The sequence below is a fragment of the Nocardiopsis akebiae genome (genome assembly GCF_018316795.1).
Lineage (GTDB): Bacteria > Actinomycetota > Actinomycetes > Streptosporangiales > Streptosporangiaceae > Nocardiopsis > Nocardiopsis dassonvillei.
Genome location: NZ_CP074132.1, coordinates 77,417 through 101,047, shown reverse-complemented (window position 1 = coordinate 101,047; position 23,631 = coordinate 77,417). Strand labels below are relative to the sequence as shown.

Here is a 23,631-nt window from a genome sequence, read left to right as displayed (position 1 = left end):
GGCTCACCCGGACCCTTCCTCGGCCCGGGACCCGGACGTGCCCTCGCTCAGCACGTCCACGCTCGCCCGGGCGTCGTCCAGGCTCTCCGCGGGCAGGGTGTTCTCCACCGAGCCGCGGTCGGCCTCCGAGAGCGAGTCCAGGGTGATCCGGGTCTCCTCCACCTCCTCCGACAGGCTGAAGCCCGCGATGTCGGTGTTGATGCCCTGGTAGATGCTGACGGTGTCCCCCGAGGGGGAGGGGCCCACGTAGTACTGGCTGTTCACGTAGCGGCTGCCGAAGTAGTACGTGGCTCCCGCGACGACGGCGACCACGACCACGAACACCAGCACCATCGGCCACCAGCGCCTGCGGCGGTACTCGGGTTCGGGACGGCCCTGCCGGTCGGCCGGCGGGGCCTCGTAGTCGTCGTAGTCGTCGTTGTAGGGCTCCTGGTAGGCGCCGCCCGCGGCGTAGGCGTCCGGGCCGGGTTCGTCGCGGACGGGGTCCATCTCCGCGGTGTCGCCGGATCCCCCGCGCAGTTCCTGCGCCCGTCTGGCGGGTGTGTCGTTGCCCTGGTCGACGTTCTCGCGGCGCTGGTCGGCTGCGCCGACCACCTGGGAGGTGCGGGTGGGCCCCTCGCCGTCGGTCTCGGCCTCGATGACGTCGGCGACGACCGCGGTGATGTTGTCCGGGCCGCCTCCGCGGATGGCCAACTCGATGAGCTTCTTGGCCGCGCCGCGCGGGTCGGCCTCGGTGGCGAGGGTCTCGTGGATGGTCTTCTTGCTGACCACGCCGGAGAGCCCGTCGGAGCAGAGCAGGTAGCGGTCGCCCGCCTTGGCCTCGCTGATGGAGATGTCGGGGTCGACCGGGCTCTTGCCGTCCAGGGCGCGCAGGATGAGGGAGCGCTGCGGGTGGGTGGCGACCTCCTCCTCGGTGATCTTGCCCTCGTCCACCAGGGTCTGCACCAGGGTGTGGTCGTGGGTGATCTGCTCGAAGCGGGGGCCGCGCATGAGGTAGGCGCGGGAGTCGCCGATGTGGATGAGCGCCACCCGCGGACCGGCCCAGAGCATGGCGGTCAGGGTGGTGCCCATGTTCTCCAGCTGGGGCTCCTCCATGATCCTGCGCGACAGGGAGGCGTTGGCCTGTTCGACGGCGCGCTGGAGCACCTCGGCCATCTCGTCGGACCGGGGCGGCTCGGAGTCGAGGCGGCGGATCGAGGAGATCGCGATGGAGCTGGCCACCTCGCCGCCCGCGTAACCGCCCATGCCGTCGGCGACCGCGAGGAGGTTCTGGCCGGCGTAGCCGGAGTCTTCGTTGCCTTCGCGGAGGCATCCTACGTCGGAGTACGCCGCGTATCGGAGAGCGATTGTCATTTGCGCAGTTCCAGGACGGTTTTGCCGATACGGATGGGCTGTCCCACCGTGATGGGCTGGGGGCGGTTCAGCTTCTGCTGGCCGAGGTAGGTGCCGTTCGTCGAGTTCAGGTCCTCGACGAACCAGCGGCCGTTGTCGGAGTAGACGCGCGCGTGGCGGCCGGACGCGTAGTCGTCGGTGATGACGAGCGTGGAGTCCGGGGCGCGTCCGATGAGGATGGGCTGCGAGGCGAGGTCGACGCTGGTGCCCTTGAGCGACCCCTGGGTGACGACCAGGGCCGTGGGCTCGTTCCGGCGCGCGCGGGGCTGCCGCGGCGGCCGGGCGGGCTGCGCCGACGAGTACGACGCGGAGGGGTCCTGGTCCCGGCGCGGCGCCGCCGGGCGCGGTTTCCTCCGGGGCTTCTTCTTGGAGCCGAAGAGATCCGTGCGGATCACACCGATCGCGGTGAGGACGAACAGCCAAAGCCCCGCGAGATACACGATCTTGATCAGTATGAGGGTCAAGTTGGACATCGAACTGCTCTTCAGCCCCTGTCGTGCTTCGGCCGGGATGGCGGTCATCTGCGCCGCCACCGTGTCTGCCCACCTTCGGGTCGGTGAGTCTCGAGGTCGCTGGACGCGGCCTGCGGCCGCGGCCATTGTGCCCGATCGGTCAGGTCTTCGCGGAGACTACCTTCCCGGCCGGATGTCCGACAGCGGGCCTGAGCCCGGCCCGCCCCTTGTCAGACGCCGGCGGAACCGCGTTGGTTTTCCGGTTCCGCCGCCGGACGTCAGTCGCGGCGGAACGTCATGGTCGTGCGGCCGAGGCTGATCCTGCTGCCGTCCACCAGGCGGGCCTGCCTGACCTGTTGTCCGTTGACGAAGGTCCCGTTCGTGGACCCCTTGTCCACGAGGACGGCCTCGTCGCCGTCCAGCCGGATCTCCACGTGGTGACGGGAGACGCCGTTGTCGACCAGGCGCAGGTCGCAGTCGGTGCCGCGGCCCAGGAGGGTGACCGGGGTGGTCAGCTCGAAGGACTGCTGCATCCCGTGGCTGGCGATGGCGCCCTCGGCGGCGGCGCCGCCGGGGGAGATCAGCAGGCGCGGACGCCCGGCCTGCTGCTGGCCCCCGCTCGGGCCGGGGTCGCCGACGGGCTGGCGGACCTCGCCGTCCTTGCCGACCATGGTGCCGCGCACGACGCCGGAACGGATGCGGAAGCGGCCGGTCTTGAGGCCTTCGTCGGACCTGAAGTGCACGCGGACCGGCCCGACGAAGGAGTAGCCCTGCTCCGTCGCGTAGTCGCGTGCCAGCTTGGACAGCTCCTGCCCCAGGCTGTCGGCGTAGACTTCGAGGCGCTCCTTGTCGCTGCTGGCCAGCTCGACGATGAAGTCGTTCGGAACCAGGGTGCGGCCCTGGGCGACGATGGCCGCCCGCTCGTCCATCTCACGCTGGACGGCGCTCGCCACCTCGACCGGTTGGAGCTCGGACTTGAAGGCCATCGCGAAGGTGCCTTCGATCATGCCCTCAAGCCTGCGCTCGAAGCGTTGGAGCACTCCCACGAGGTACCTCCCTTTGTACTCCACTTCGTATGTGTAGACGATCGTAACCGGGTCAAGGTGCCCCTGGTTTCAGGCGCACCCCCGGGACGGCCGCCCGGGGGCCGCGGACCGGTGGTCCGAAAAGCGTGTGCGACCCACCTTCAGACCGTGCTAGCCTTATGCATGTCGCCAGGGGGAAACGGCCGAAAAGCCCGGTTCACCTGGCAACACAACTGAATGGCATGTCACTCGGGCGGGTGGCGGAACGGTAGACGCGCACGGTTCAGGTCCGTGTGTCCGAAAGGATGTGAGGGTTCAAATCCCTCCTCGCCCACGTTGCGCGGGTTGCTGCTCGCCGACCTCCGGTCGGCTCGCGGCAGCCCGCGATCTCTTTTTCGGGGGGCGACCCCCGTGCCCCCGGTCGGCGCGGGTCGCTGCTCGCCCACCTCCGGTCGGCTCGCGGCAGCCCGCGATCTCTTTCTCGGGAGGCGACCCCCGTGCCCCCGGTCGGCGCGGGTCGCCGCTCGCGGTCAGTCTTGGGGCACGACTTCTTCGTACCCCGGTGGCGTCAGGTTATCCGGCGAGGGTCGTTCGACCCCTCCACCGGTTTCCCGCTTCCTCTGGTCTCCTCCCCGGTCCCGCGGCCGGACCGGGAGCGCGCCACGGACCGGAACCGGGCGGCGTCCCCGCCCGGCCCGGTCCCGGCGCCCGTGTCCTCGGCTCCGGTCCTCCCTCTCCCCTCTCGGTCACCCACTCCAGCCGTTCGCAGATCGAGACCCGTTCCGGTGAGGCCTCGATCCGATCGGAGGAGCGGTGCTCTGCCGAGCCGTCGTCGGCGGGCTGCCGGTACCCCGCGTCCCGGAGACACGTCCGGGGCGCGTGTCGACGTCGACGACGAACCCGGCCCGGTCCGGTCCGGCAGGGACGGCAGCGCCTCCGCGTGGAAGCGGGCGGTGTTCCCGGTCACCACGAGGGCGACGCGGGCGGGACCGCGGACCCCCGGCGCTCAGCCGCGTGCGGCCACCTCCCTCCAGTCGGACCCGCCGGGCTGGTCGACGGGGTCGAGTCGGACACCGCACGCCAGGCGCCGGGTGTGGTCCACGGCGCGCGTGGGCCCGTCGAGCAGGACCGGCACGGTGTGCCGGACGTCCTCGCTGGACGCGGACAGCAGCAGCTCCAGGCGGCCGGGTTCGACGAGGCGCCGACCGTCCGGGCCGGTGTAGGAGGCCAGGTCGGCGTGGACGGAGAAGTCCACCGCCCGCGCCTCCCCGGGCTCCAGGTGCACCCGCGCGTAGCCGATCAGCTGTCTGCGGGGCCTGGCCACCTGGGCGACGGGGTCGTGCAGGTAGAGCTGGACGACCTCGGTCCCGGCGGCGCCGCCGACGTTGCGGACGGTGCAGCCGACGGTGACCTCGCCGTCGGTGCCCACCCGGGGTACCTCCTCCGGTCGGACGGCGCCCGTGTCCACGCGCGGGTCCTCCCAGACGAACCGTGTGTAGGACAGGCCGTGGCCGAAGGGGTGGCGAGGGGTGGGGTCCACCGAGCTGACCTCGCTGCGGTGGGCCAGGTCCGGGCCCAGGTAGGTGGTCGGCTGGCCGCCGGGCGCGCGCGGCACGGACACCGGCAGGCGTCCGCTGGGGTTGACCCTGCCCGAGAGCACCCCCGCCACGGCGGGCATGCCCTCCTCGCCGGGCAGGAAGGCCTGGACGACGGCGGCCAGCCGGTCGGCGACCGGGCCCAGCGCGTAGGGCCGTCCGGACACCACCACCGCGACCACGGGGGTGCCGGTGTCGGCCAGGGCCTCCAGGAGCTCCTGCTGGACCCCGGGAAGGCGCAGGTCCTCGGCGTCGCAGCCCTCGCCGGAGGTGCCCCGGCCGAACAGGTCGGAGCGGTCGCCCACCACGGCCACGCACACCCGGGCGCGCCCGGCCGCCGACACGGCCTCGGCGAAGCCGTCGGTGGAGTCGCCGTCCACCGAGCACCCGGCGCGGTGCTCGACACGGACGCCGGGCAGTTCGGCGCTCAGGGACTCCAGCAGGGTGGGGATCTCCACGCCGACGGCGGTGCCGGGGTGGCGCCTGCCCACGTGGGCGGGGAAGGAGTAGCAGCCGAGCACGGCGTCGGCGGTGTCGGAGAGCGGACCGACCAGGGCCAGGTCCCCGGTGTCGGCCAGGGGGAGCGCGTCGTCGGTGTTGGAGAGCAGGACCACCGAGCGCTCGGCGAGTTCGCGGGCCAGCGCGCGGTGTTCGGCGGGGTCCAGGTCCACGGGGGCGGCGGGGTCCCCGGGCTCCGGGGCCCAGTCGGCGTCGAGCAGGCCCAACTGGCACTTCTGCGTCAGCACGCGCCGGGCTGCCCGGTCGACCAGCTCCTCGGGCACCTCGCCCGAGCGGACCAGGGCGGTGAGCCGGTCGCCGTAGCAGTGCACGGTGGGCAGTTCGACGTCCACGCCCGCGCTCAGGGCCAGGGCGCCGGCCCGCTCGGCGGAGTCGGCGACGCGGTGCAGGGTCTGGAGGAAGGCGACGCCGAAGTAGTCGGCCACCACGGTGCCCTCGAAGCCCCACTGGTCGCGCAGCAGGCCGGTGAGCAGGCGCGTGTCCGCGGCGGCGGGCACCCCGTCGTTGTCGTTGTAGGCGGACATGACCGACCCGGCGCCTCCGTCGCGCACGGCCATCTCGAAGGGGGGCAGCAGGACGTCGGCGAACTCGCGCGGGCCGATCGAGACCGGCGCGAGGTTGCGGCCGCCGCGGGAGGCCGAGTAGCCCGTGAAGTGCTTGAGGGTGGCCACGATCCCGGCGGACTGGAGGCCGCGCACGTAGGCGGTGCCCACGGTGGCCACGAGGTGGGGGTCCTCGCCGATGGTCTCCTCGGTGCGGCCCCAGCGGGGATCGCGGGAAACGTCCAGGACGGGGGCCAGGCCCTGGTGGACGCCGACCCGGCGCATGCTCGCGCCGATCTGCGCGGCCATCCGCTCGACCAGGTCGGGGTCGAAGCTGGCGCCCCAGGCCAGGGGGACCGGGTAGATCGTCGCGGTCCAGGCGGCGAACCCGGCCAGGCACTCCTCGTGGGCCAGGGCCGGGATGCCGAAGCGGTTGGCGGCCATGATCTCCCGCTGGCTGCGGGCCAGCGACGCCCGGCCGGCGGCGGGGTCGACCGGGGCGGTGCCGAAGGGCCGGGTGAGCTGGCCGAGGCCGTGCTCGATGACCTTGTCCCAGGCGGGGGGCTCCTGGGTGAGGTCGTGCTGGTGCGGTGCGACGGCCTCGCCGGAGGCGTCCGCGCTCACCCACACACCGTGAAGCTGGGCGACCTTCTCCTCCAGGGTCATCGATCCCAGCAGTCGCTCGACGCGCGTCGCGCCGGGGAGGGAGGGGTTCCGCCAACCGTGGTCGGCGGCCTCCCGGTCCGCGACGTGTTCCGAGGGTCCGGTCATGTGGGTGGGCCTTTCTGTGCTCAGTGGGGATGCGGGGGAGTGGTGTGTCCGGGTGGTGGCCCGCGCGCCATGGAACTTCGAAACTTTCGAATCTAGTATCGAAACTTACTGACGGAGAATGTACGTAGTCGCGGTAGGCAGGTCAACCCCCGCGAGAGATATGCGTCACAGGAAGGTGGTGGCCTGCAGTGTCGCGGGGAGGGCCTGTGGGCAGCGGAGAAGGGGTTTCGTCAGCCGCGTCCAGGGGAACCCGGAGGAGTCCGAAACTTTCGGAAAGGCGACCGGGGCCAGCCGCGCGGGCCGTGCGGGCCGCCCGGAATCTCCGAAGGGGCGGATGGGACACTTCGGGCGTGGGAATTCTCGAACGACTCCATGAGATCGGGCGGCCGCTGGTCGCCGAGCAGCTGGCGCACCCGACCGTCGCCGGGATCGCCCGGGGCGACCTCGACGAGCGCGCCTTCCGGTACTGGCTGGAGCAGGACCACCTCTACCTGCTCGACTACGCGCGGGCCTTCTCCCGGCTGGCCTGGCAGGCCCCCGACGGGCACCTCGCCGACCTGGTGGGCATCGCGCACAGCACCCTCAACGAGGAACTGGAGCTGCACCGCTCCCTGTCCGGGGAGTTCGGCGCCGACCTGACCACCCGGGACAAGGGCCCGGCGTGCGCGGCCTACACCGCCTGGCTGCTCGACGCCGCCGCCGACTACCGCGACGGGCTCGCCGCGGTGTACCCGTGCATGTGGGGCTACAACCAGCTCGGGCTCGCCCTCGCCGAGAGCCGCCCGGAGGAGCCGCGCTACCGCCGGTGGGTCGACACCTACGCCGACCCGGAGTTCACCACCCTCACCGAGCACTACGGGCGGATGCTGGAGGAGGCCGCCCCGGAGCCCGCGCGCGCCGAGCGCCTCTTCCTGGAGGGCATGCGCCACGAGGTCGCCTTCTGGGACACGCCCCACACCGCGCGCACCGCCTGAACCGCGCGCACGCGCGACGGGGCCCGCGGTCGTCCACAGCACGGAGAACGTTCCGGTGCCGCTTGTCGGCGGGCGCCTAGCCTTGATGCGGGGGGACCGGGTTCCGCCGACGGGCGCCCCACGCGCCCCCGTGTCCATGGTCTCCCGGTCGGCCCTTCGGAAGCGATCCCCTTCCGCTGCCTGTGGACGAACGGCGCACGCGCCACGGGGAGCCGGGCGGCGCGGCCCGGCTCCCCGCTCTGCCGTCGGGTGCCGCCCCGTCAGGGGTTGAGTACCGTGGACAGGGTCTCGAAGCGCTCGATCTCGCAGCCGTTGCGCTTGTTGAACTCGGTGTCGACCTCGGTCCCGCCGACGTGCCCGGTCACGTGGACGACCTCGGGGCCGCCCACCTGCATCGTGCACATCGTGTCGGAGGTGTCGCCGCTGCTGAAGGGGCCGGTGCCGACCGCCTCGATCTCGGCGCAGGCCGCCTCGGGGTCGGGGTGGTCGCCGCCCGCGGGGGAGCAGGTGAGGGTCCACACCCCCTCCTCGTAGCCCTCCGCGGGCTCCAGGCCCTCGTCCCCGCTGAGGGTGCGTTCGATGGTGAGGCTGGTCTCGGCCTCCCCGCCGCCGTTCTCCCCCGGGGACGGGGAGGCCGCGTCGGAGGCGGAGGAGCTGGTGTCGTCGGGTGCGGACTCGGGTGCGTTCACCTCGGCGGGTTCGTTGCCGCAGGCCGTGAGGAGCAGGCCAAGGGCTGCGAGGGCGGCGAGGCGGACCGGCAGGGCCGTCGCGAAGGTGTGCTGAGCCATACAGTTCGGACGCGGGGGGTTTCCGACGGGTTCCCCCGCTTCTCACATTTTTCGGAGTACACGGATACAGGGGGTCACATGTTCGGCAGCGGTGTTCCGGAGGCCAACGCCACCGAGGTGCCCGAGGGCGCCTACCTCCTCGACGTCCGCGAGGACGACGAGTGGAACGCGGGCCACGCGCCCGACGCGACGCACATCCCGCTCGGCCAGCTCAACGAGCGCGCGGGCGAGATCCCGCGCGACCAGCGGGTCTACGTCGTCTGCCGGGTGGGGGGCCGCTCGGCGCAGGCCGTCACGGCGATGAACCAGGCCGGGTGGGACGCGGTCAACGTCTCCGGCGGCATGCAGGCCTGGCAGCACGCCGGACGCGACATGGCCGCGGAGGGCGGCGCGGAGCCCCGGGTGATCTAGCGCGCGGGAGCCGATTTGGCTCCGATTGCGCAAAGCCCTGCCCCCGGGCCGCTTCCGGGTGGCACTATGACGTCGTGAGTTCCGAGCGCGCGCCCCTCAGCGCCGAAGCCGTGCTGGCCGCCTCAGCGGACGCGGTGGTCTGCGTCGACAGCGAACTCCGAGTCACCCTCTGGAACCCGGCCGCCGAGCGGTTGTTCGGCTGGCGTGCGGAGGAGGTGCTCGGGGGCGAGCTGCCGATCGTCCCCGCCGAGCTGAGGGCCGAGCACGGCGCGGTGCTCGAACACGTGCGCGCCGGAACCCCGCTGTCCATCCACACCCGCCGGGTGCGCAGGGACGGCGCGGTCGTCGACGTGCGGATCAACACCAACCGGGTGCCCGGCGCCGACGGCGGCGTGGCCGGGTGGGTGCTCAACCTCTACCCCTCCGACAGCGACGTGCGGGCCCGCTCCTCGGCGATGGAGCGGGCCCGCCTCGTGCGGCGGCTCACCGACGTGGTCGTCGACATCAACGCCGACCTCAGCCTCAAGACCGTGCTCGACCGCATATCCCGCGGCATCACCGAGCTCACCGGGGCGGACGCGGGCGGCTTCGTCCTGCTCAACGAGGACCGCGTGGAGCTGGTCAGCATCTCGGAGCTGTCGGAGGACCTCCAGGGGTTCAGCTCGGCGCTGGACGACAGCCTGTTCGGCGAGCTGCTGCGCAGCGGCAAGTCCGTGCTGCTGGCCAACGAGGACACCCGCGGCCTCCAGGACCTGGTCTGGGCCGACCTGCCCGGGCTGCACACCATCGCGCTGGGCGTGTCCAACGTGCACGGCCGCCCCTACGGCGCCCTCTACGCGCTCTACAGCCAGCGCAAGGTCGGGCACGTGGAGCTGGAGCTGCTCGAACTGCTCGCCGCGCACGCCGGGGTGGCGATCGGCAACGCGCTGGCCTACGAGGAGCTCAACCGCCAGCGCGTCCACGAACAGGCCGTGGCCGACTCAAGCGCCGACGGGATCGCCGTGCTCGACTTCGGCGGCCGGGTGCGCAAGTGGAACCGGTCGGCGGTGGAGCTCACCGGCTACCCGGCCGAGGTGATGGAGGGGCGCCACCCGCCCTTCCCTCTGCCCGCCTGCCACGGCCAGCCCGTCAAGCACAAGCTCCGCGACGGCCGCTGGCTGGAGATCCTGATGGCGCAGATCCCGCGCACCCACGAGTGGGTGGTGGACTTTCGCGACATCACCGCGCAGAAGGCCATGGAGGACGAGCGCGAGGAGTTCCTGGCCACGAGCGGACACGAGCTGCGCACCCCCATCACCGTCATCCACGGCTACGCCACCACTCTCCTGCGCAAGTGGTCCCGGCTCAGCCCGGACTCGCAGTACCAGGCCGTCGGCACCATCGCGGAGCGCTCCTCTGCCCTGGCCGCGCTGGTGGACCGGCTCCAGCTGGGCTCGGACGTGGCGCGCGGCGAGATGCGGGTCGGCCGCGACCGGTTCGACCTGCCCGAGGTGCTGCGGCAGGCGGTCAGCGCCTTCCGGCCCCTGTCCGACCGGCACGACGTCACCCTGGACGACCTGCCCGACATCCCGCCCACGGCGGGAGACCCGCTGGCCACGAGCATGATCATGGACCAGCTGCTGGACAACGCCCTCAAGTTCTCGCCCCGGGGCGGGGCCGTGCGCGTCAGCGCCCGGAAGGAGGGCGACGCCGTCGCGGTCGTGGTCGACGACGAGGGCGTGGGGCTGCGCCCGGGCGACGAGGAGCGGATCTTCGACCGCTTCGTGCAGTCCGGGGTGCGCGGTGAGGAGTCCCGCTTCGGCGGGTTCGGTCTCGGCCTCTACATCGTGCGCCAGCTGGCCAGGGACCAGGGCGGCGACGTGACCGCCCAGCGCTTGGAGTGCGGGACGCGCATGCGGTTCACCGTTCCGCTGCACTCCGGCGGGGACACGGGGCCCTCCGCGCGCGGCGAACCGCTCCACAGGCAACCTGAGTCCCAGGAAACAACAAAAACCTCACCAACCCCTGAACCCCTGTCCCGTCAGCGTTCCCCGCGCCGACGTGCGAGCCGTACGCCGTGATTCACCTCGCGGTGGGTTTCCTTCCGAGGTGAACGGGGCATTTCCACCCCTGGTGGAATTCGCTGGCACACATCGGGCGGGTTCCGGACGGCCCGAGAAAGCACCAACGCGCAGGGATTTCGACGTGTCAGGAGACCACACCCCACTCGACGCGGGGGACAGCCCGCACAAGGTCGAGCGGAGCGTCACGCTCCCCCACACCCCCGCCACCGTGGCCGGTGCCAGGCAGCGGCTCTGCCGCGACCTCCGCGCCATGTGCGTCAGCGAGGAGTGCGTGGACGACGCGGCCCTCGTTCTCAGCGAACTCGTCAGCAACGCCCTCCGCCACGCCCGTCCCCTGCCCACCCCCGAGAACCCCGAGGACAGCGTCGGTGTGTCCTGGCGGGCCGAGGTGGACCACGGGTCGGGGGCGTGCGGCTGGGTGGAGATCGCCGTACGCGACGGCGGCTCCAGCACCATGCCCCGGGTGGCGCGCCCCTCGGTCTCCGGCCTGGGCGGCCGGGGCCTGGGCATCGTCCAGTCCCTGTCCGGCCGCTGGGGCACCGAGATGGACGCGACCACCACCACGGTGTGGGCGGTCCTGGAGATCCCCGCCGAGGACTCCGCCGCCGAGGAGGAGGACACGACCCGGGGGCTGCCGGAGGGTCTCGGGGCGAACCCGTCCCCGAACGCCGCCGACGTCGTCGAGTTGCGGCTGGGCTCCGCCGAGGACACCAGGGCCCGCAGCGCCCTGCTCTGAGGCAGGCCGCCGCCGGGCGCCGCCGCCACCGCGGAGGAACGTCACCGATGTCGCGAAACACCGCCAACGAGGTGGCCCGGCGCTGGTGGGGCCGCTACAGTCACGACTGTGGAGTTGAAGATATCAAGCCGGTCTCAGCAAGACGTCGCGGTGGTAACCGTTGGCGGTGAGATCGACCTGTACACGGCACCCCAGTTGCGTGACGAGCTCATCGGAGCCCTGGAGGACGGGGCGCGACGTCTGGTCGTCGACATGTCGCGTGTGGAGTTCTGCGACTCGACCGGCATCAGCGTGCTGCTCTCCGCCATGAAGCGCTCCCGCGACAAGGACGGCGACCTGGAACTCGTGGCTCCCAGGCCCGCGGTGACCAAGGTCCTGGAGGTGACCGGGCTCGACGCGGTGTTCGTCATCCACCCCGACCTCGACGCGTTGCCGGTGGCCGCGGGAACCGGCACCGCCCAGTAGACGGGACGCGCGTGCTTCGTGAGGAGGGCGCCGGTCCCGAGGGGACCGCGATCGCCGTTGTCATCGCCGCCAAGGACGAGGCGGCGCGCGTGGGCAGTACCGTCGAGGCCGCCCGCGCACTGCCCGGGGTGGACCTGGTCGTCGTGGTCGACGACGGCTCCGCCGACCGCACGGCCGAACTCGCGCTCGACGCCGGGGCCCGGGTGATCAGGCACAGCCGCAACCGCGGCAAGGGGGCCGCGATGGAGACGGGCGCGGAGGGCGTCCGGCTCATCGAGGAGCACGAGGCGGGGGACGGAGCCCCGCGCTCCCCCCGGCACCTGCTGTTCCTGGACGCCGACCTGGAGGCGACCGCCGCGGAGGCGGCGCCGCTCGTCGAACCGGTCCGCGGCGGCAAGGCCGACATGACCATCGCCCTCTTCCCCGCGACCCGCATGCGCCTGGGCGGCCACGGGTTCGTGGTGCGCCTCGCGCGCGGCGGCGTCCGCAAGGCCACCGGGTGGGAGCCCGAGCAGCCCCTAAACGGACAGCGCTGCCTCACGCGCGCGGCCTTCGAGGCGGCCAGGCCGCTGGCCCCCGGCTTCGGCGTGGAGACCGGCCTGACCATCGACGTGCTGAGGGCGGGCTACCGGGTGCTGGAGGTGGAGGTGCCGCTGGAGCACCGGGCCACCGGCACCGACCTGCGCGCACAGCTGCACCGGGCCCACCAGTTCGCGGACGTGGCCCGGGCCCTGGCGGTGCGCGAACTTCGGCCCACCGTGCGGCGCGGGTGGGACCGCGCCCGTGGGCGCACGCGCACGGCGGGACGGCAACTGTCCCGCAAAATCGGGCACATGACTTGGAGAAACCGCCCGAAGTAGCCACATGGGTGCACTGCGTAGCTATACGCTCGCTCCGTGTTCACTACGATCCTGGCTTTGACGGGAATGCTCTCGGGACTGGGCGCGCTCGCCCTCGGCTGGCACGCGCTGTCCAGTGCCCGTGCGGTCGGCAGCGAGTCCCGGGCACTCGCCCAGCGGGCGGCCGCGGTCGGCGCCTCGGGCGTGGACCCCTTCGCCGTGCGCGACGTGGCGGTGCTCCACTACGACGCCCTGGAGGAGATGTCCGGCGCCCGCTCCTTCTCCCTGGCGCTGCTCAACAGCGAGGGCGACGGCGTCGTCGTCACCTCCATCAACGGCCGCACCGAGTCGCGCACCTACGCCAAGGCGGTGGTGGGCGGGGAGTGCGACACCCTGCTCAGCCCGGAGGAGTACCGGGTCGTGCGGTCGGCCCGCCTCGGGGAGGGCGTCGGCGCAGCCGCGACCGCGGAAAGCCCCTCGTCGCACGGGGTCTCCTCCCCCGGAGGACTGCCGAAGCCCCCGTCCGCCGACCGGGAGGAGCCCGGGTCCCCGTCGTCCCGGGACGGGGACCGGGGCGCGAGGGAGGACGCGGAGGCCGTTGACGCGGCTCCGGTCCGGGAGCGGGAAGAGGACGCTCCGGCAGCCTCAGCCGCCCCGAACGGCACGGGCGCGACCCGGGCGAACGCGGAACCGGCTCCGGCGGACCCGTCAGCACGGACGGCCCGCGCCACCGAACCCGCCGCGGACGACGAACGAGAGGCTTCCGAGGTCGTACCGGCCTCAACCGGCACGGGAGCCTCGGCCGCCCCGGGCGACAGCCGCGAGGCACCGGACGCGGCTCCGGTCTTCTCGAACGCCACGGGAGACCAGCGGGGCGCTCCGGCCGCCGGAGCCGCTTCGGCCACGGGAACCCCAGCCGCCACGGAGGTCGCCGCCGACAGCCACGAGGGAGCCTCGGCAACCCCGGCCAACCCGTCAGTCCGGCCCGCCTCAACCGCTCCGACAGCCCCGGCCAACCCGGCAGCCCCGGGCGGCGACCGGGAGGAGCGGGGGCCCCGCGGTCTCGTCTCCGTGATCCGCAGGACCATCGGGCGCGTCGGCGCCGACCGTCGGCCCCCCGTCGCGGCCGTGCGTTCGGGCGTCGGAGCGGCCAGGCCGATCGCCTCCGCCAACGTCACGGTGCGGCCGGGGCCCTGCGCCACCGAGGCGGGGAGCACCGGGGCCCCGGCCACCGGGAACGCCACGGCCGCCCAGCCGCGTCCGGAGGCCCCGGCCTACGAGGAGACCGGCGGGAAGGGCGCCCGGGAGACGGAAGCCCCCGCGTCTGAGGCGCGCGGGTGACCGCTCCGACACGGCCCGGACTCCGGTCCGACCCCGGACGCGGGCCCGTACCGCGTCCCGAACCGCCGCACCCGGCGCACCGGTCCGTATAGCCTGGTGCTATGCCCAACCGCTACGCCTACCTCGGCCCCGAGGGCACCTTCACCGAAGCCGCGCTGCGCAACCTGCGTCCGGACGCGCCCGACGAGGCCCGCGTCCCCTGCGAGGGGGTCGCCGCGGTCTTCGACGCGGTCCGCTCCGGGGCGGTCGACGGCGGAGTCGTCCCCCTGGAGAACTCGGTCGAGGGCGGTGTCACCGCGACCATCGCCGAACTCGTCAACGGCGCCCCGCTCCTCGTCACCGGCGAGACCGCGGTCCCGGTCGAGTTCTCCCTGTTCGTGCGGGGCGGGACGGCGCTGGAGGACGTCAAGCGGGTGGCCACCCACCCCCACGCCCTCGCCCAGTGCCGGGGCTGGCTCTCCCGCAACCTGCCCGACGCGGACACGCACACCGTCTCCTCCACGGCGGCCGCCGCGCGCGCCGTCTCCGAGCCCGGCGCGCCCTACGACGCGGCCATCTGCGCCGTGATCGCCGGGGAGCGCTACGGCCTGCACGCCCTGGCCTCGGGTATCGGCGACCGCTCCGACGCGGCCACCCGCTTCATCTACCTGTCCCGGCCCGGCGTACTGCCCGCGCCCACCGGGGCCGACCTGACCTCGCTCGTCGCCTTCATCGCCGACGACCACCCCGGAGCCCTGATCGAGGTCCTCAACCAGTTCGCCGTGCGCGGGGTCAACCTCACCCGGCTGGAGTCGCGCCCCACCGGAGACCGGCTCGGCAGCTACTGCTTCTGCATCGACGCCGAGGGTCACGTGGCCGAGGCCCGGGTCGGCGAGGCCCTCATGGGTATCCGTCGGGTCTGCCGGGACGTGCGCTTCCTGGGCAGCTACCCGCGCAGCGGCCGCACCACCGAGAACGACCCGCCGCTGCGGCCCCGACCGGCCACCGACGCCGACTTCGCCGAGGCCGAGCAGTGGCTGGCGCGCATCCGCGTCGGCCAGGTCGACTGAGGCCGGGCCCCGGCTCCGCCGGCGGCTCCCCGCGCGGCGCGCGAGCGCGGGCGGCCCCGACCGCTGGCCGCCCGCTCCCGCCCGATCCCGGGTTCGCGCTCCCCACGGACCCCGGGACCGGCGGCCCTCAGGCCCGGACCACCTCCCTCGGGACGCCCCGGCGGACCTCCTCCCCCGCGTCCGCGCGGTCCAGCTCCAGGCACAGCGCCAGCCTCAGCGCGAAGTCCTCGGGGCGCGTCGCCCCCAGCACCTCCAGCGCGCTGCTGAGCTCCTGCGCGGTCATCTCGTTCAACGGCTTCACGATCGTCCCCCTCCTCGGTCTTTCAAGGGAAGGACGAGGTCAGCGGGCATCCATGACGCGGTTGCGGAAAAGATGTCGGGAGGATCGGGCCCGGACGGTAACCTGCAAGACGTGATCGACCTTCGCGCTCTTCGAGAAGACCCCGAACGACTCCGCGCCTCGCAGCGGGCACGGGGGGAGGACCCCTCCGTCGCCGACCGCCTGCTCGGGCTCGACGCCGACCGACGCTCCGCGCTGTCCCGGTTCGAGACCCTGCGCGCCGAGCAGAAGAGCGTGGGCAGGTCCGTCTCCAAGGCCTCCCCGGAGGAGCGTGAGCAACTCCTGACCCGCGCCAAGGCCCTGGCCGCCGAGGTCAAGGAGGCCGAGGCCGAGGCGGGCCGCCTCGCCGACGAGCTGGACGCCCTCCTGGTCGGCGTGCCCAACCTCGTGGAGGAGGGCGCACCCGAGGGCGGCGTGGACGACTTCAGGATCCTGGAGACCGTCGGTACCCCCCGCTCGTTCGACTTCACCCCGCGCGACCACCTGGAGCTGGGCGAGATGCTCGGCGCCATCGACATGGAGCGGGGTGCCAAGGTCTCCGGGGCCCGGTTCTACTTCCTCACCGGCGTGGGGGCCCAGCTGGAGCTGGCGCTGCTCAACATGGCCATGAACCAGGCCGTCCAGGCGGGCTTCACGCCGATGATCCCGCCGGTGCTGGTGCGGCCCGAGACCATGGAGGGCACCGGGTTCCTCGGTTCGCACGCCGACGAGGTCTACCACCTGCCCGCCGACGACCTCTACCTCGTGGGCACCTCCGAGGTGCCGCTGGCCGGGTACCACTCGGGGGAGATCCTGCCGGCCGACGCCCTGCCCAACCGCTACATCGGCTGGTCGCCGTGCTTCCGCCGCGAGGCGGGCTCCTACGGCAAGGACACCCGCGGCATCATCCGCGTCCACCAGTTCAACAAGGTGGAGATGTTCGTCTACACCCACCCCGACCAGGCGCACGAGGAGCACAAGCGGCTGCTCGCCTGGGAGCGGGAGATGCTGGACAAGCTGGAGCTGCCCTACCGCGTGGTGGACATCGCCGGCGGCGACCTGGGCACCAGCGCCGCCCGCAAGTACGACTGCGAGGCGTGGGTCCCCACCCAGGAGACCTACCGGGAGCTGACCTCCACCTCCAACTGCACCGAGTTCCAGGCCCGCCGCCTCAACGTGCGGTTCCGGGACGAGGACGGCAAGCCCCGCTTCGCCGCCACCCTGAACGGCACGCTGGCCACCACCCGCTGGATCGTCGCCATCCTGGAGAACCACCAGCGCGAGGACGGCTCCGTGGTGGTTCCCGAGGCGCTGCGCCCCTACCTGGGCCGCGACGTCCTGGAGCCGGTCGCCAAGGGCAGGTAGCACCCGGGACCCGGCACCCGTACACCCGGGTAGCGGGGCCCCGGCTCCGGACACGCGAGGAGCCCGCCCCCGGCCGGGGGCGGGCTCCTCGTCCGGTGCTACAGGTACGGTCCGGAGCCGTGCCGCTCCTCGTCCAGGCCGCCTGGGACGCCGGGCCCCTGGGCCTGAAGGCCCGCGACGCCGGGCGGCAGGGCCTTGCGCATGTTCTCCAGCTGGGCGCGGGCCGCCATCTGCTGGGCGAACAGGGTGGTCTGGATGCCGTGGAACAGCCCCTCCAGCCAGCCCACCAGCTGCGCCTGCGCGATGCGCAGCTCGGCGTCGCTGGGTGCCGCGCCCTCCGCGAACGGCAGGGTCAGCCGCTCCAGCTCCTCGATCAGCTCGGGGGCCAGACCGTCCTCCAGCTCCTTGATGGACGAGGTGTGTATCTCCTTGAGCCTGGCCCGGCTCGCCTCGTCCAGGGGAGCGGCCTTGACCTCCTCCAGGAGCTGCCGGATCATGCTGCCGATCCGCATCACCTTGGCGGGCTGCTCCACCATGTCGGCGAGGGTGCGCGGCTCCTCCGCGCCCTCCTCGCCGTCCCCGTCGCGGTCGGTTCCCATGACCAGGATCCGAGCCTGCTCCTCCGGGTTCTCTGCGCTGCTCATCAGTCCCCTTACGTGGATGTCACCGGCACGCCGTCAACGGGGAAGAAGGATCTTTCCGGTGTGCGCGCTCGTTTCCATGACGCGGTGCGCCTCCGCCGCGTTCCGCATCGGGACCGAGCGGTCGACGACGGGGCGGACGACTCCCTGTTCTACCAACGGCCACACCTGCTCGCGTACTCCCGAGACGATGGCGGCCTTCTCCTCCAGGGGGCGGGAACGCAGGGTCGTCGCGTGGACGGAGAGCCTCTTCGCGAGCATACGCCCCAGATCGGCCTCGGCGCGGCGCCCGCCCATCAGCGCGATGATCACCAGGCGGCCGTCGGTGGCCAGCGAGCGCAGGTTGGCGTCCAGGTAGGAGCCGCCCATGATGTCGAGGACGAGGTCCGCGCCGCCCGCCTCGCGCACGCGCTCGGTGAAGTCCTCCTCCTTGTAGTTGACCAGGATCTCCGCGCCCAGTTCACGGCAGCGCTCCAGCTTCTCCCGGCTGCCCGCCGTGACCGCCACCCGGGCGCCCAGGGCGCGGGCGAACTGGACCGCGAAGGTGCCGATGCCGCTGCCGCCGCCGTGGACCAGGACGGTCTCCCCGGCGCGCAGGCCGCCGACCATCACCAGGTTGGACCACACGGTGCAGGCCACCTCGGGCAGCGCGGCGGCCTCCACCAGGTCCACGCCCGCGGGGACCGGCAGCAGTTGGCCCACCGGAACGGCGACCTTCTCGGCGTAGCCGCCCCCGGACAGCAGTGCGCACACCCGGTCGCCCACGGACCAGCCCGAGTCCTCGGTGCCGGGGCCGAGCTCGGCGACGGTGCCAGAGCACTCCAGCCCGGGGTACTCGGAGGCGCCGGGCGGGGGCGGGTAGGCGCCCTGGCGCTGGGAGACGTCGGCCCGGTTGGCCGCGCTCGCGGCCACGTCCACCAGGACCTCCCCCTCGCCGGGGACGGGGTCGGGAACCTCGGTCCAGGCCAGGACCTCGGGTCCGCCCGGTTCACTGATACGGATCGCGTACATGAGCCAGACAGTACCCGGGGAGGTTCCGCGGCAGGCAACGGATTCCTCTGTTCACCTGCTCGTAAGGATGCTTCGGTGGGGGCGGGCGGGTAAGAGTGATCCCAGGGAGCGGATCCCGTCTCTTCCCCGCTGGGGTATCCCTCCCTCCACAGCACGCCCCCTTCAAGCAGGAGAACTCCGGTGGCACACCAGGAACACAACGGGTCGGGTCGAAGCTCTGAGACGGGCCCCGGACCCGCGGCCGGGGAGCACGTCGAACCGGACCGCTCGGCGGGTGACCCGGAGGAGCACGACCCGGACGCCGCCGCACCGGGGCCGACCGCGCCCGAGCCCTCGCCCCACGACCAGTGGTTCGGCGGCTTCGAGGGCGAGGCGCCGCCTCCGCCGCCCTACGCCAGGCTGCCCGAGGACACACCGCTGCTGGGCATGGGGCACCACACGCCGCCTCCGCCGGACGGGGCGGGCGGGGCGGAGGGGTTCGGCGGTGAGCCGGAGCGGCCGGCCTCCGCTGCTCCCGAGCCTTCGGGGCCTTCGGCCGTCCCCGATCCGGAGGGTCTCCCCGAGGAGCCCGAGGCCGATGTTCCTCCGGCCCCTTCCGGTGCTCCCGGGACTTCCACCGGGACTCCCGAGGGCCCCGCCGACGCCACCGGGCCTTCCGGAACGTCCGAGCCCCTGCTCCCCCCGCGGACCCCCGGGGCCTCCGGGCCCCCGGAGTTCCCGGCGGGTTCGGAGACCGACGAGACCGCCGCCGCTGCCGAGCCCGCCGACGACAACGGCGACGGCGAGGAGGAGGGCACGGTCCGCCTGACGCCGGGGGCTGCGCGCAGACGCCCGCAGCGCCCGCAGCGGCAGCGCCTCCAGCGCCCCACCCGTCCGGGCGAGGACCCGCTGGCGCCCCGCAGGCTGCGCCGCGACCCCGACGTGCCCGAACCGGAGCAGCTGCCCCCCCTGGACACCGAGCGCGACGACGCACACGGCGGACCGCGGACCACGGAGCCGGTTCCGACGGAGACGGGATCGGGTCCGCTCGCCTTTCGGACACCCGGATCGAGCCCCGTCCGGGGACCGGGGGGCGGTGGGCCGGTCACGGACTCCGAGCCCCGGCCCGCGCGGGACACTGGGCCGGGCGCGTGGCTGGACGAGGACTCAGGGCCGTTCCGGACCGCGTCGCCACCGGGCGAGCCCGTCCCTCCGGCGCCGCCCCGCACCCCCGAACCGCCGTCCGCGCTCACCGGGCCCCGGGCCGACCTCGCGCCGCCACCGCCCCCGACCGCTCCGCCGGGTTCACCGGACCGGCGCCCCGAACAGGAGCGGCAGACCTCAGACGCGCTCAACGCGGCCACCCTCGTGCGCAACCGGCGCCAGGGCCCCAGCGGCGGGTGGCGGCGTGCCGTGCACGCCGCCACCCTGGGCCTGGTCAACCCGGGGGAGTCGGCCAAGGTGCTGCGCCAGCGCGAACTGGTGGCCCGGGCGAGCACACCCGTGGCTGCCGGGCACCACCGGGTGGCCGTGCTCAGCCTCAAGGGAGGGGTGGGCAAGACGACCACCACGGTCGCCCTCGGCGCGACGCTGGCCTCCCTGCGCGGCGACCGGGTGCTCGCGGTGGACGCCAACCCCGACCGCGGCACGCTGTCGGACAAGGTGCGGCTGGAGACCGCGGCGACCATCCGCGACCTGCTCAACGAACGCCACCTGGTGTCGCGCTACGCCGACATCCGCGGGTTCACCTCGCAGGCGCCCAGCCGGCTGGAGATCCTGGCCTCCGACCGCGACCCGGCGGTCTCCGAGGCATTCAGCGACGCCGACTACCGCGAGGTCTCCCGCATCGTCGAGCACTTCTACTCCATCTGCCTCACCGACTGCGGAACCGGCCTTCTGCACTCGGCGATGCGCGGGGTGCTGGGGCTGGCCGACCAGGTCGTCCTGGTCAGCTCGGCGTCCGTGGACGGGGCCCGCAGCGCCAGCGCCACCCTGGACTGGCTGGAGGCGCACGGCCACGGCGGCCTCGTCCGCGACGCCGTGGTGGTGCTGTCGATGGTGCGCTCCGACAGCAAGAGCAGCGTGGACCTGAACCGGCTGGAGGAGCACTTCTCCGGTCGGTGCCGCGACGTCGTGCGGGTGCCCTGGGACGGCCACCTGGAGGAGGGCGCGGAGGTGGACCTCGAACGGCTCTCCCCCGCCACACGGGACGCCTACCTCCAGCTGGCCGCGTCGGTCGGGGAGGCGTTCGCCTGGCAGAGGTGAGGCGATCGCGGGCGGGGCGCGGCGCGCGCGGCCCCTCCCCCCGCCCCCGCCCTGGTTTTCCGGAGCCCGCTTTCGGACAGGGGAAGGGCGAGGGGGAAGGGGTTGGGGATGAACGCACAGGAACGCCCGCCCGCGGTCGTGGTCGGCGTGGACGGCACACCCGCCTCCCACGCCGCCCTGCTCTGGGCGACCGAGGAGGCGGCCAGGCGCGGCACACAGCTGCGGATCGTGCACGGCCTCGGGATGCCGGTGGTCATCGGCGCCTACGGGGCCGCCGGGCGCACGGCCGTCGAGGACCAGCGGGAGGCGGGGCACGACCTGCTCACCGCGGGCGCCGCGTACGCGCACCGGGCCCGGCCCGGCCTGGACGTGGCGACCGTCCTCGCTCCGGAGGACGCGCCCGCGGTCCTGCTCAACGACGCCCTGCCCGAGGACGTCGTCGTGGTCGGGTCGCGGGGACTGGGCGGTGTCCGGGCGATCATGCTGGGCTCGATCAGCGTGCGCGCCTCCTCCCACGCGCCCTGTCCCGTGGTGGTCGTCCCCAACCAGGAGAAGCCGCCGCCGCGGCGCGGCCGCGTCGTCGTGGGCGTGGACGGGTCCGGGTCCTCCCGCCGGGCGCTGCGCTTCGCCCTCCACGAGGCGCTGTCGAGCGGCTCGGAGGTCGTGGTGGTCAACAGCTGGGAGGTGCCGCTGCCCGCGGACACCGAGTCGCTGGCCGCCGACGCACGGGTCCCGCGAGAGCAGATGTTCGACCGCCAGTCGGAGGAGATCGTCGCGGGCCTGCTCGCGGAGGTGGTCGACGAGCGGACCGAGCACCTGGAGATCAGTGCGCTCAGGACGCAGGCCAACCCCGTGGACGCCCTTCTGGAGGCGGGCCGGGAGGCGGACCTGCTGGTGGTGGGCTCGCGCGGACGCGGAGGCGTGCGGGGACTGGTGATGGGTTCGGTCAGCCAGGGGGTGCTGCGGCACGCGCCGGTGCCCGTGGCCGTCCTGCCGCCGCTGGCGGAGGACGAGTGACCGGCGGGGAGGGACGGACGAGCGAGGGGAGCGTCCCAGGGGGGAACGGAGGCCTGAGGGAAGTGGGCGGCCCGGTGGGAGCAGGCGGTCCGGAGCGTGACCGTGCCGTTCCCGGGAACTGCCGCCCTCCCCGGCGATGATGGACAGCGTTACCAAGGGGGAAACCATGCCAAGCAACGAGGAGCACTCGTCCAGGGTCGTGGTCGGCGTCGACGGCTCCGACCACTCCCGGGCGGCGCTGGAGTGGGCGGCCGCCGAGGCGGAGCGCAGGGGCGTGCCGCTGCGGGCCGTCCACGCGCTGGGAATGCCGCTGATCGTGTCGGCCGGCTCCGTACCCGCCCGTTTCGACCCCACCGCGGAGATCTCGGACCAGGCCGACGAGGTGCTCACCAAGGCCGCGGAGCACGTGCGCCGCGTCCGGCCGTCGGTGACGGTGGAGACCGAGACCGCCCTGGAGGAGCCGCCGCTGGCGCTGCTGAGCCACAGCCGGACGCATGACGTGCTCGTGCTCGGCACGCGGGGACTGGGCACGTTCGCTTCGGTGTTCGTGGGTTCGGTGAGCATTCGCGTGGCCGCCCAGGCGGCCTGCCCGGTCGTGGTGGTGCCCTCGCACGGGGGCAGCCCCGCGACTACCTCGCTCGGCCGGGTCGTGGTCGGCGTGGACGGGTCCAGCAACGCCCGCCGGGCGCTGCGCCTGGCAGTGGACCTGGTGCGGGAGAGCGGTGGCGAACTCGTCGTGGTCAACAGCTGGGAGGTGCCCTACCCCTACGACCCGATCGCGATGACCTCCATGGGCTACGAGCCCCAGGAGAAGCTGTTCGACCGCAAGTCCGAGGAGCTGGTGGGCGAGATGCTGCTCGACGTCACCGGCAGGCGGCGCGAGGACCTCGACTTCGAGGTCAGCGTGGTGCGCACCCAGGACAGCCCGGTCAACGCGCTGCTGGGGGCCGCCGAGGGGGCCGACGCCATCGTGGTGGGCTCCCGGGGCCGGGGGAGCGTGCGCGGACTGCTCCTGGGCTCGGTCAGCCAGGGCGTGCTGCACCACTCCGAGATCCCGGTGGTGATCCTTCCGCACCACGCGGAGGAGGAGTAGCGAGTAGCCCGTAAAGCCCGTCCGGGCGTCCCCGGACGGGCTCAGGCGTTCCTGGCGCCTCAGGCGCCTCTTGCGGCGTACTCCAGGCAGAAGGGGTGCCCGGCGGGGTCGGCGTAGACCCGGAACAGGTTCCGGGGGTCGTCCTCGGCGACCGCGAGCCTGCGCGCCCCGAGCGCCAGCACGCGCTCCTCGGCCGCCTCGATGTCCTCCACCCAGACGTCGAGGTGCGCCTGCTGGGGCCGTTCGGGGTCCGGCCACGCCGGGGCCTTGTGGTCGGGCGCGTGCTGGAAGGCGAGCCGCGGCCAGTCCTCCCCGACCACCACCCAGTGCTCCTCGCGTTTGGTGACGGTGAGTCCGAGCAGTTCGGCGTAGAAGCCCGCGAGCGCGCCGGGGTCGGGGCAGTCCAGGGCGATGGTGTGCAGTCGTCCGATCATGGCTTGCACCTGCCCAGCCGCATCGGAACGATGCGGCGGCATGTCGACACGTCACCAGGGCGGTCGGGCGCCGGTCACTGCCGGGCGCGGGGCTTCCTCGGTCTGGTGCGGCCGTGGACGGCGAACCCCAGACAGACCAGCCAGGTGATGAGGACGTCCCAGGCGAGGAAGGTCAGCCAGACACCCAGGTCGGGGCCCACCGCGATCCACGCTGCGCTGCACGCGACAATGGCGATGCTGAGGAGTAGGAACCAGGGGCGCGGCCGCTCAGGGCGCATGTCGTGGGGACTCCCGGACAGTGGACCCGATCCCCGGTTCGGTGCGCGTCAGCCCCCGATCGCGCAGCCCGGAGAGCGCCTTCTGCGCCGTCGCGGAGGCCACCTGGAACTCGTCCATGAGCTTGAGCACCGACGGGACGCGACTCCCGGGCGGGTACTCGCCCTCTCGGATGCGCCTCTCCAGTTCGTCCGCTATCTGCACCCATCTGGGCAGACCCTCACGCCACTCCATGTCAGGGACGCTAGGCACCCTCAGAACACCTAGCA

Annotated in this window: 23 protein-coding genes and 1 tRNA gene; 13 read left to right on the top strand and 11 right to left on the bottom strand. The window is 73.3% G+C overall.

Annotated elements, in window-relative coordinates; all coding sequences use genetic code 11:
- Window positions 1-3 precede the first annotated feature (3 nt).
- The 3 genes from KGD83_RS00490 to KGD83_RS00480 form a co-directional block, all read right to left on the bottom strand.
- Entirely contained in the window at window positions 4-1,353 is a 1,350-nt protein-coding gene (locus KGD83_RS00490; RefSeq protein ID WP_212642011.1) for a Stp1/IreP family PP2C-type Ser/Thr phosphatase, read from the bottom strand.
- Window positions 1,350-1,865, bottom strand: a complete 516-nt coding sequence (locus tag KGD83_RS00485) for an FHA domain-containing protein FhaB/FipA (RefSeq protein ID WP_200904095.1) — start codon at window positions 1,863-1,865, stop codon at window positions 1,350-1,352. Before KGD83_RS00485 ends, KGD83_RS00490 begins: the two co-directional genes overlap by 4 nt.
- Before the next feature lie 257 nt (window positions 1,866-2,122).
- Window positions 2,123-2,890, bottom strand: coding sequence for an FhaA domain-containing protein (locus KGD83_RS00480; RefSeq protein ID WP_449411439.1), 768 nt, complete (start codon window positions 2,888-2,890; stop codon window positions 2,123-2,125).
- 230 nt (window positions 2,891-3,120) lie between these two features.
- On the opposite strand from KGD83_RS00480, the gene KGD83_RS00475 reads away from it, so the two are divergent.
- Window positions 3,121-3,203: transfer RNA gene (locus tag KGD83_RS00475), tRNA-Leu, on the top strand.
- A gap of 672 nt (window positions 3,204-3,875) precedes the next feature.
- On the opposite strand, the gene KGD83_RS00470 is transcribed toward KGD83_RS00475, so the two are convergent.
- Window positions 3,876-6,296 (bottom strand): beta-xylosidase/alpha-l-arabinosidase, encoded by a 2,421-nt coding sequence (locus KGD83_RS00470; RefSeq protein WP_212642010.1) that lies wholly within the window; start codon window positions 6,294-6,296, stop codon window positions 3,876-3,878.
- 350 nt (window positions 6,297-6,646) lie between these two features.
- Here KGD83_RS00470 and KGD83_RS00465 point away from each other — a divergent pair, with 350 nt between their 5' ends.
- Window positions 6,647-7,270 carry a TenA family protein gene (locus KGD83_RS00465; RefSeq protein WP_130395953.1) on the top strand — a complete coding sequence of 208 codons (624 nt, stop codon included), beginning with the start codon at window positions 6,647-6,649 and terminating at the stop codon, window positions 7,268-7,270.
- Window positions 7,271-7,530: 260 nt separating this feature from the next.
- Here the strand turns inward: KGD83_RS00465 and KGD83_RS00460 are convergent, their stop codons facing one another.
- Window positions 7,531-8,058 (bottom strand): SSI family serine proteinase inhibitor, encoded by a 528-nt coding sequence (locus tag KGD83_RS00460; RefSeq protein WP_212642009.1) that lies wholly within the window; start codon window positions 8,056-8,058, stop codon window positions 7,531-7,533.
- Window positions 8,059-8,136: 78 nt separating this feature from the next.
- Between KGD83_RS00460 and KGD83_RS00455 the strand changes: the two genes are divergently transcribed.
- The 7 genes from KGD83_RS00455 (at window position 8,137) to pheA (ending at window position 14,962) form a co-directional block, all read left to right on the top strand.
- The gene (locus KGD83_RS00455) at window positions 8,137-8,469 is read left to right on the top strand and encodes a rhodanese-like domain-containing protein (protein ID WP_212642008.1); all 333 of its coding nucleotides are present in this window, start codon (window positions 8,137-8,139) and stop codon (window positions 8,467-8,469) included.
- A gap of 74 nt (window positions 8,470-8,543) precedes the next feature.
- Window positions 8,544-10,529, top strand: a complete 1,986-nt coding sequence (locus KGD83_RS00450; RefSeq protein WP_212642007.1) for a sensor histidine kinase — start codon at window positions 8,544-8,546, stop codon at window positions 10,527-10,529.
- Between the two features lie 124 nt (window positions 10,530-10,653).
- Entirely contained in the window at window positions 10,654-11,268 is a 615-nt protein-coding gene (locus KGD83_RS00445) for an ATP-binding protein (RefSeq protein ID WP_212642006.1), read from the top strand.
- A 108-nt stretch (window positions 11,269-11,376) separates the two neighbouring features.
- Window positions 11,377-11,733: an STAS domain-containing protein gene (locus tag KGD83_RS00440; protein WP_013156254.1), complete on the top strand. Its 357-nt coding sequence runs from the start codon at window positions 11,377-11,379 to the stop codon at window positions 11,731-11,733.
- Window positions 11,734-11,744: 11 nt separating this feature from the next.
- Entirely contained in the window at window positions 11,745-12,593 is an 849-nt protein-coding gene (locus KGD83_RS00435) for a glycosyltransferase (protein WP_212642005.1), read from the top strand.
- Between the two features lie 36 nt (window positions 12,594-12,629).
- Entirely contained in the window at window positions 12,630-13,913 is a 1,284-nt protein-coding gene (locus KGD83_RS00430; protein WP_249352062.1) for a DUF4446 family protein, read from the top strand.
- 101 nt (window positions 13,914-14,014) lie between these two features.
- Window positions 14,015-14,962: a prephenate dehydratase gene (gene pheA / locus KGD83_RS00425; protein WP_212642004.1), complete on the top strand. Its 948-nt coding sequence runs from the start codon at window positions 14,015-14,017 to the stop codon at window positions 14,960-14,962.
- 127 nt (window positions 14,963-15,089) lie between these two features.
- On the opposite strand, the gene KGD83_RS00420 is transcribed toward pheA, so the two are convergent.
- Window positions 15,090-15,263 (bottom strand): mechanosensitive ion channel, encoded by a 174-nt coding sequence (locus tag KGD83_RS00420; RefSeq protein ID WP_212642003.1) that lies wholly within the window; start codon window positions 15,261-15,263, stop codon window positions 15,090-15,092.
- 111 nt (window positions 15,264-15,374) lie between these two features.
- Between KGD83_RS00420 and serS the strand changes: the two genes are divergently transcribed.
- On the top strand, window positions 15,375-16,646 hold the full coding sequence (serS, locus tag KGD83_RS00415) for a serine--tRNA ligase (RefSeq protein ID WP_212642002.1): 1,272 nt from the start codon (window positions 15,375-15,377) through the stop codon (window positions 16,644-16,646).
- A 98-nt stretch (window positions 16,647-16,744) separates the two neighbouring features.
- Here serS and KGD83_RS00410 read toward each other — a convergent pair whose 3' ends face one another.
- Together KGD83_RS00410 and KGD83_RS00405 are read right to left on the bottom strand one after the other, a co-directional pair.
- Window positions 16,745-17,290, bottom strand: a complete 546-nt coding sequence (locus tag KGD83_RS00410) for a bacterial proteasome activator family protein (protein ID WP_212642001.1) — start codon at window positions 17,288-17,290, stop codon at window positions 16,745-16,747.
- A 33-nt stretch (window positions 17,291-17,323) separates the two neighbouring features.
- Entirely contained in the window at window positions 17,324-18,298 is a 975-nt protein-coding gene (locus tag KGD83_RS00405; RefSeq protein ID WP_212642000.1) for an NAD(P)H-quinone oxidoreductase, read from the bottom strand.
- A 180-nt stretch (window positions 18,299-18,478) separates the two neighbouring features.
- On the opposite strand from KGD83_RS00405, the gene KGD83_RS00400 reads away from it, so the two are divergent.
- The 3 genes from KGD83_RS00400 (at window position 18,479) to KGD83_RS00390 (ending at window position 22,652) form a co-directional block, all read left to right on the top strand.
- Window positions 18,479-20,542 (top strand): MinD/ParA family ATP-binding protein, encoded by a 2,064-nt coding sequence (locus tag KGD83_RS00400; RefSeq protein WP_212641999.1) that lies wholly within the window; start codon window positions 18,479-18,481, stop codon window positions 20,540-20,542.
- Between the two features lie 108 nt (window positions 20,543-20,650).
- Window positions 20,651-21,559 carry a universal stress protein gene (locus KGD83_RS00395; protein ID WP_212641998.1) on the top strand — a complete coding sequence of 303 codons (909 nt, stop codon included), beginning with the start codon at window positions 20,651-20,653 and terminating at the stop codon, window positions 21,557-21,559.
- Between the two features lie 166 nt (window positions 21,560-21,725).
- Window positions 21,726-22,652 (top strand): universal stress protein, encoded by a 927-nt coding sequence (locus tag KGD83_RS00390; protein WP_212641997.1) that lies wholly within the window; start codon window positions 21,726-21,728, stop codon window positions 22,650-22,652.
- 59 nt (window positions 22,653-22,711) lie between these two features.
- Here KGD83_RS00390 and KGD83_RS00385 read toward each other — a convergent pair whose 3' ends face one another.
- The 3 genes from KGD83_RS00385 to KGD83_RS00375 all read right to left on the bottom strand — a co-directional run bounded on the left by KGD83_RS00385 (window position 22,712) and on the right by KGD83_RS00375 (window position 23,596).
- The gene (locus KGD83_RS00385; protein WP_212641996.1) at window positions 22,712-23,086 is read right to left on the bottom strand and encodes a VOC family protein; all 375 of its coding nucleotides are present in this window, start codon (window positions 23,084-23,086) and stop codon (window positions 22,712-22,714) included.
- Between the two features lie 74 nt (window positions 23,087-23,160).
- A complete protein-coding gene (locus KGD83_RS00380) occupies window positions 23,161-23,364 on the bottom strand; it encodes a hypothetical protein (protein ID WP_212641995.1) in 204 nt (67 codons plus the stop codon).
- On the bottom strand, window positions 23,354-23,596 hold the full coding sequence (locus KGD83_RS00375) for a GntR family transcriptional regulator (protein WP_212641994.1): 243 nt from the start codon (window positions 23,594-23,596) through the stop codon (window positions 23,354-23,356). Before KGD83_RS00375 ends, KGD83_RS00380 begins: the two co-directional genes overlap by 11 nt.
- Window positions 23,597-23,631 lie beyond the last annotated feature (35 nt).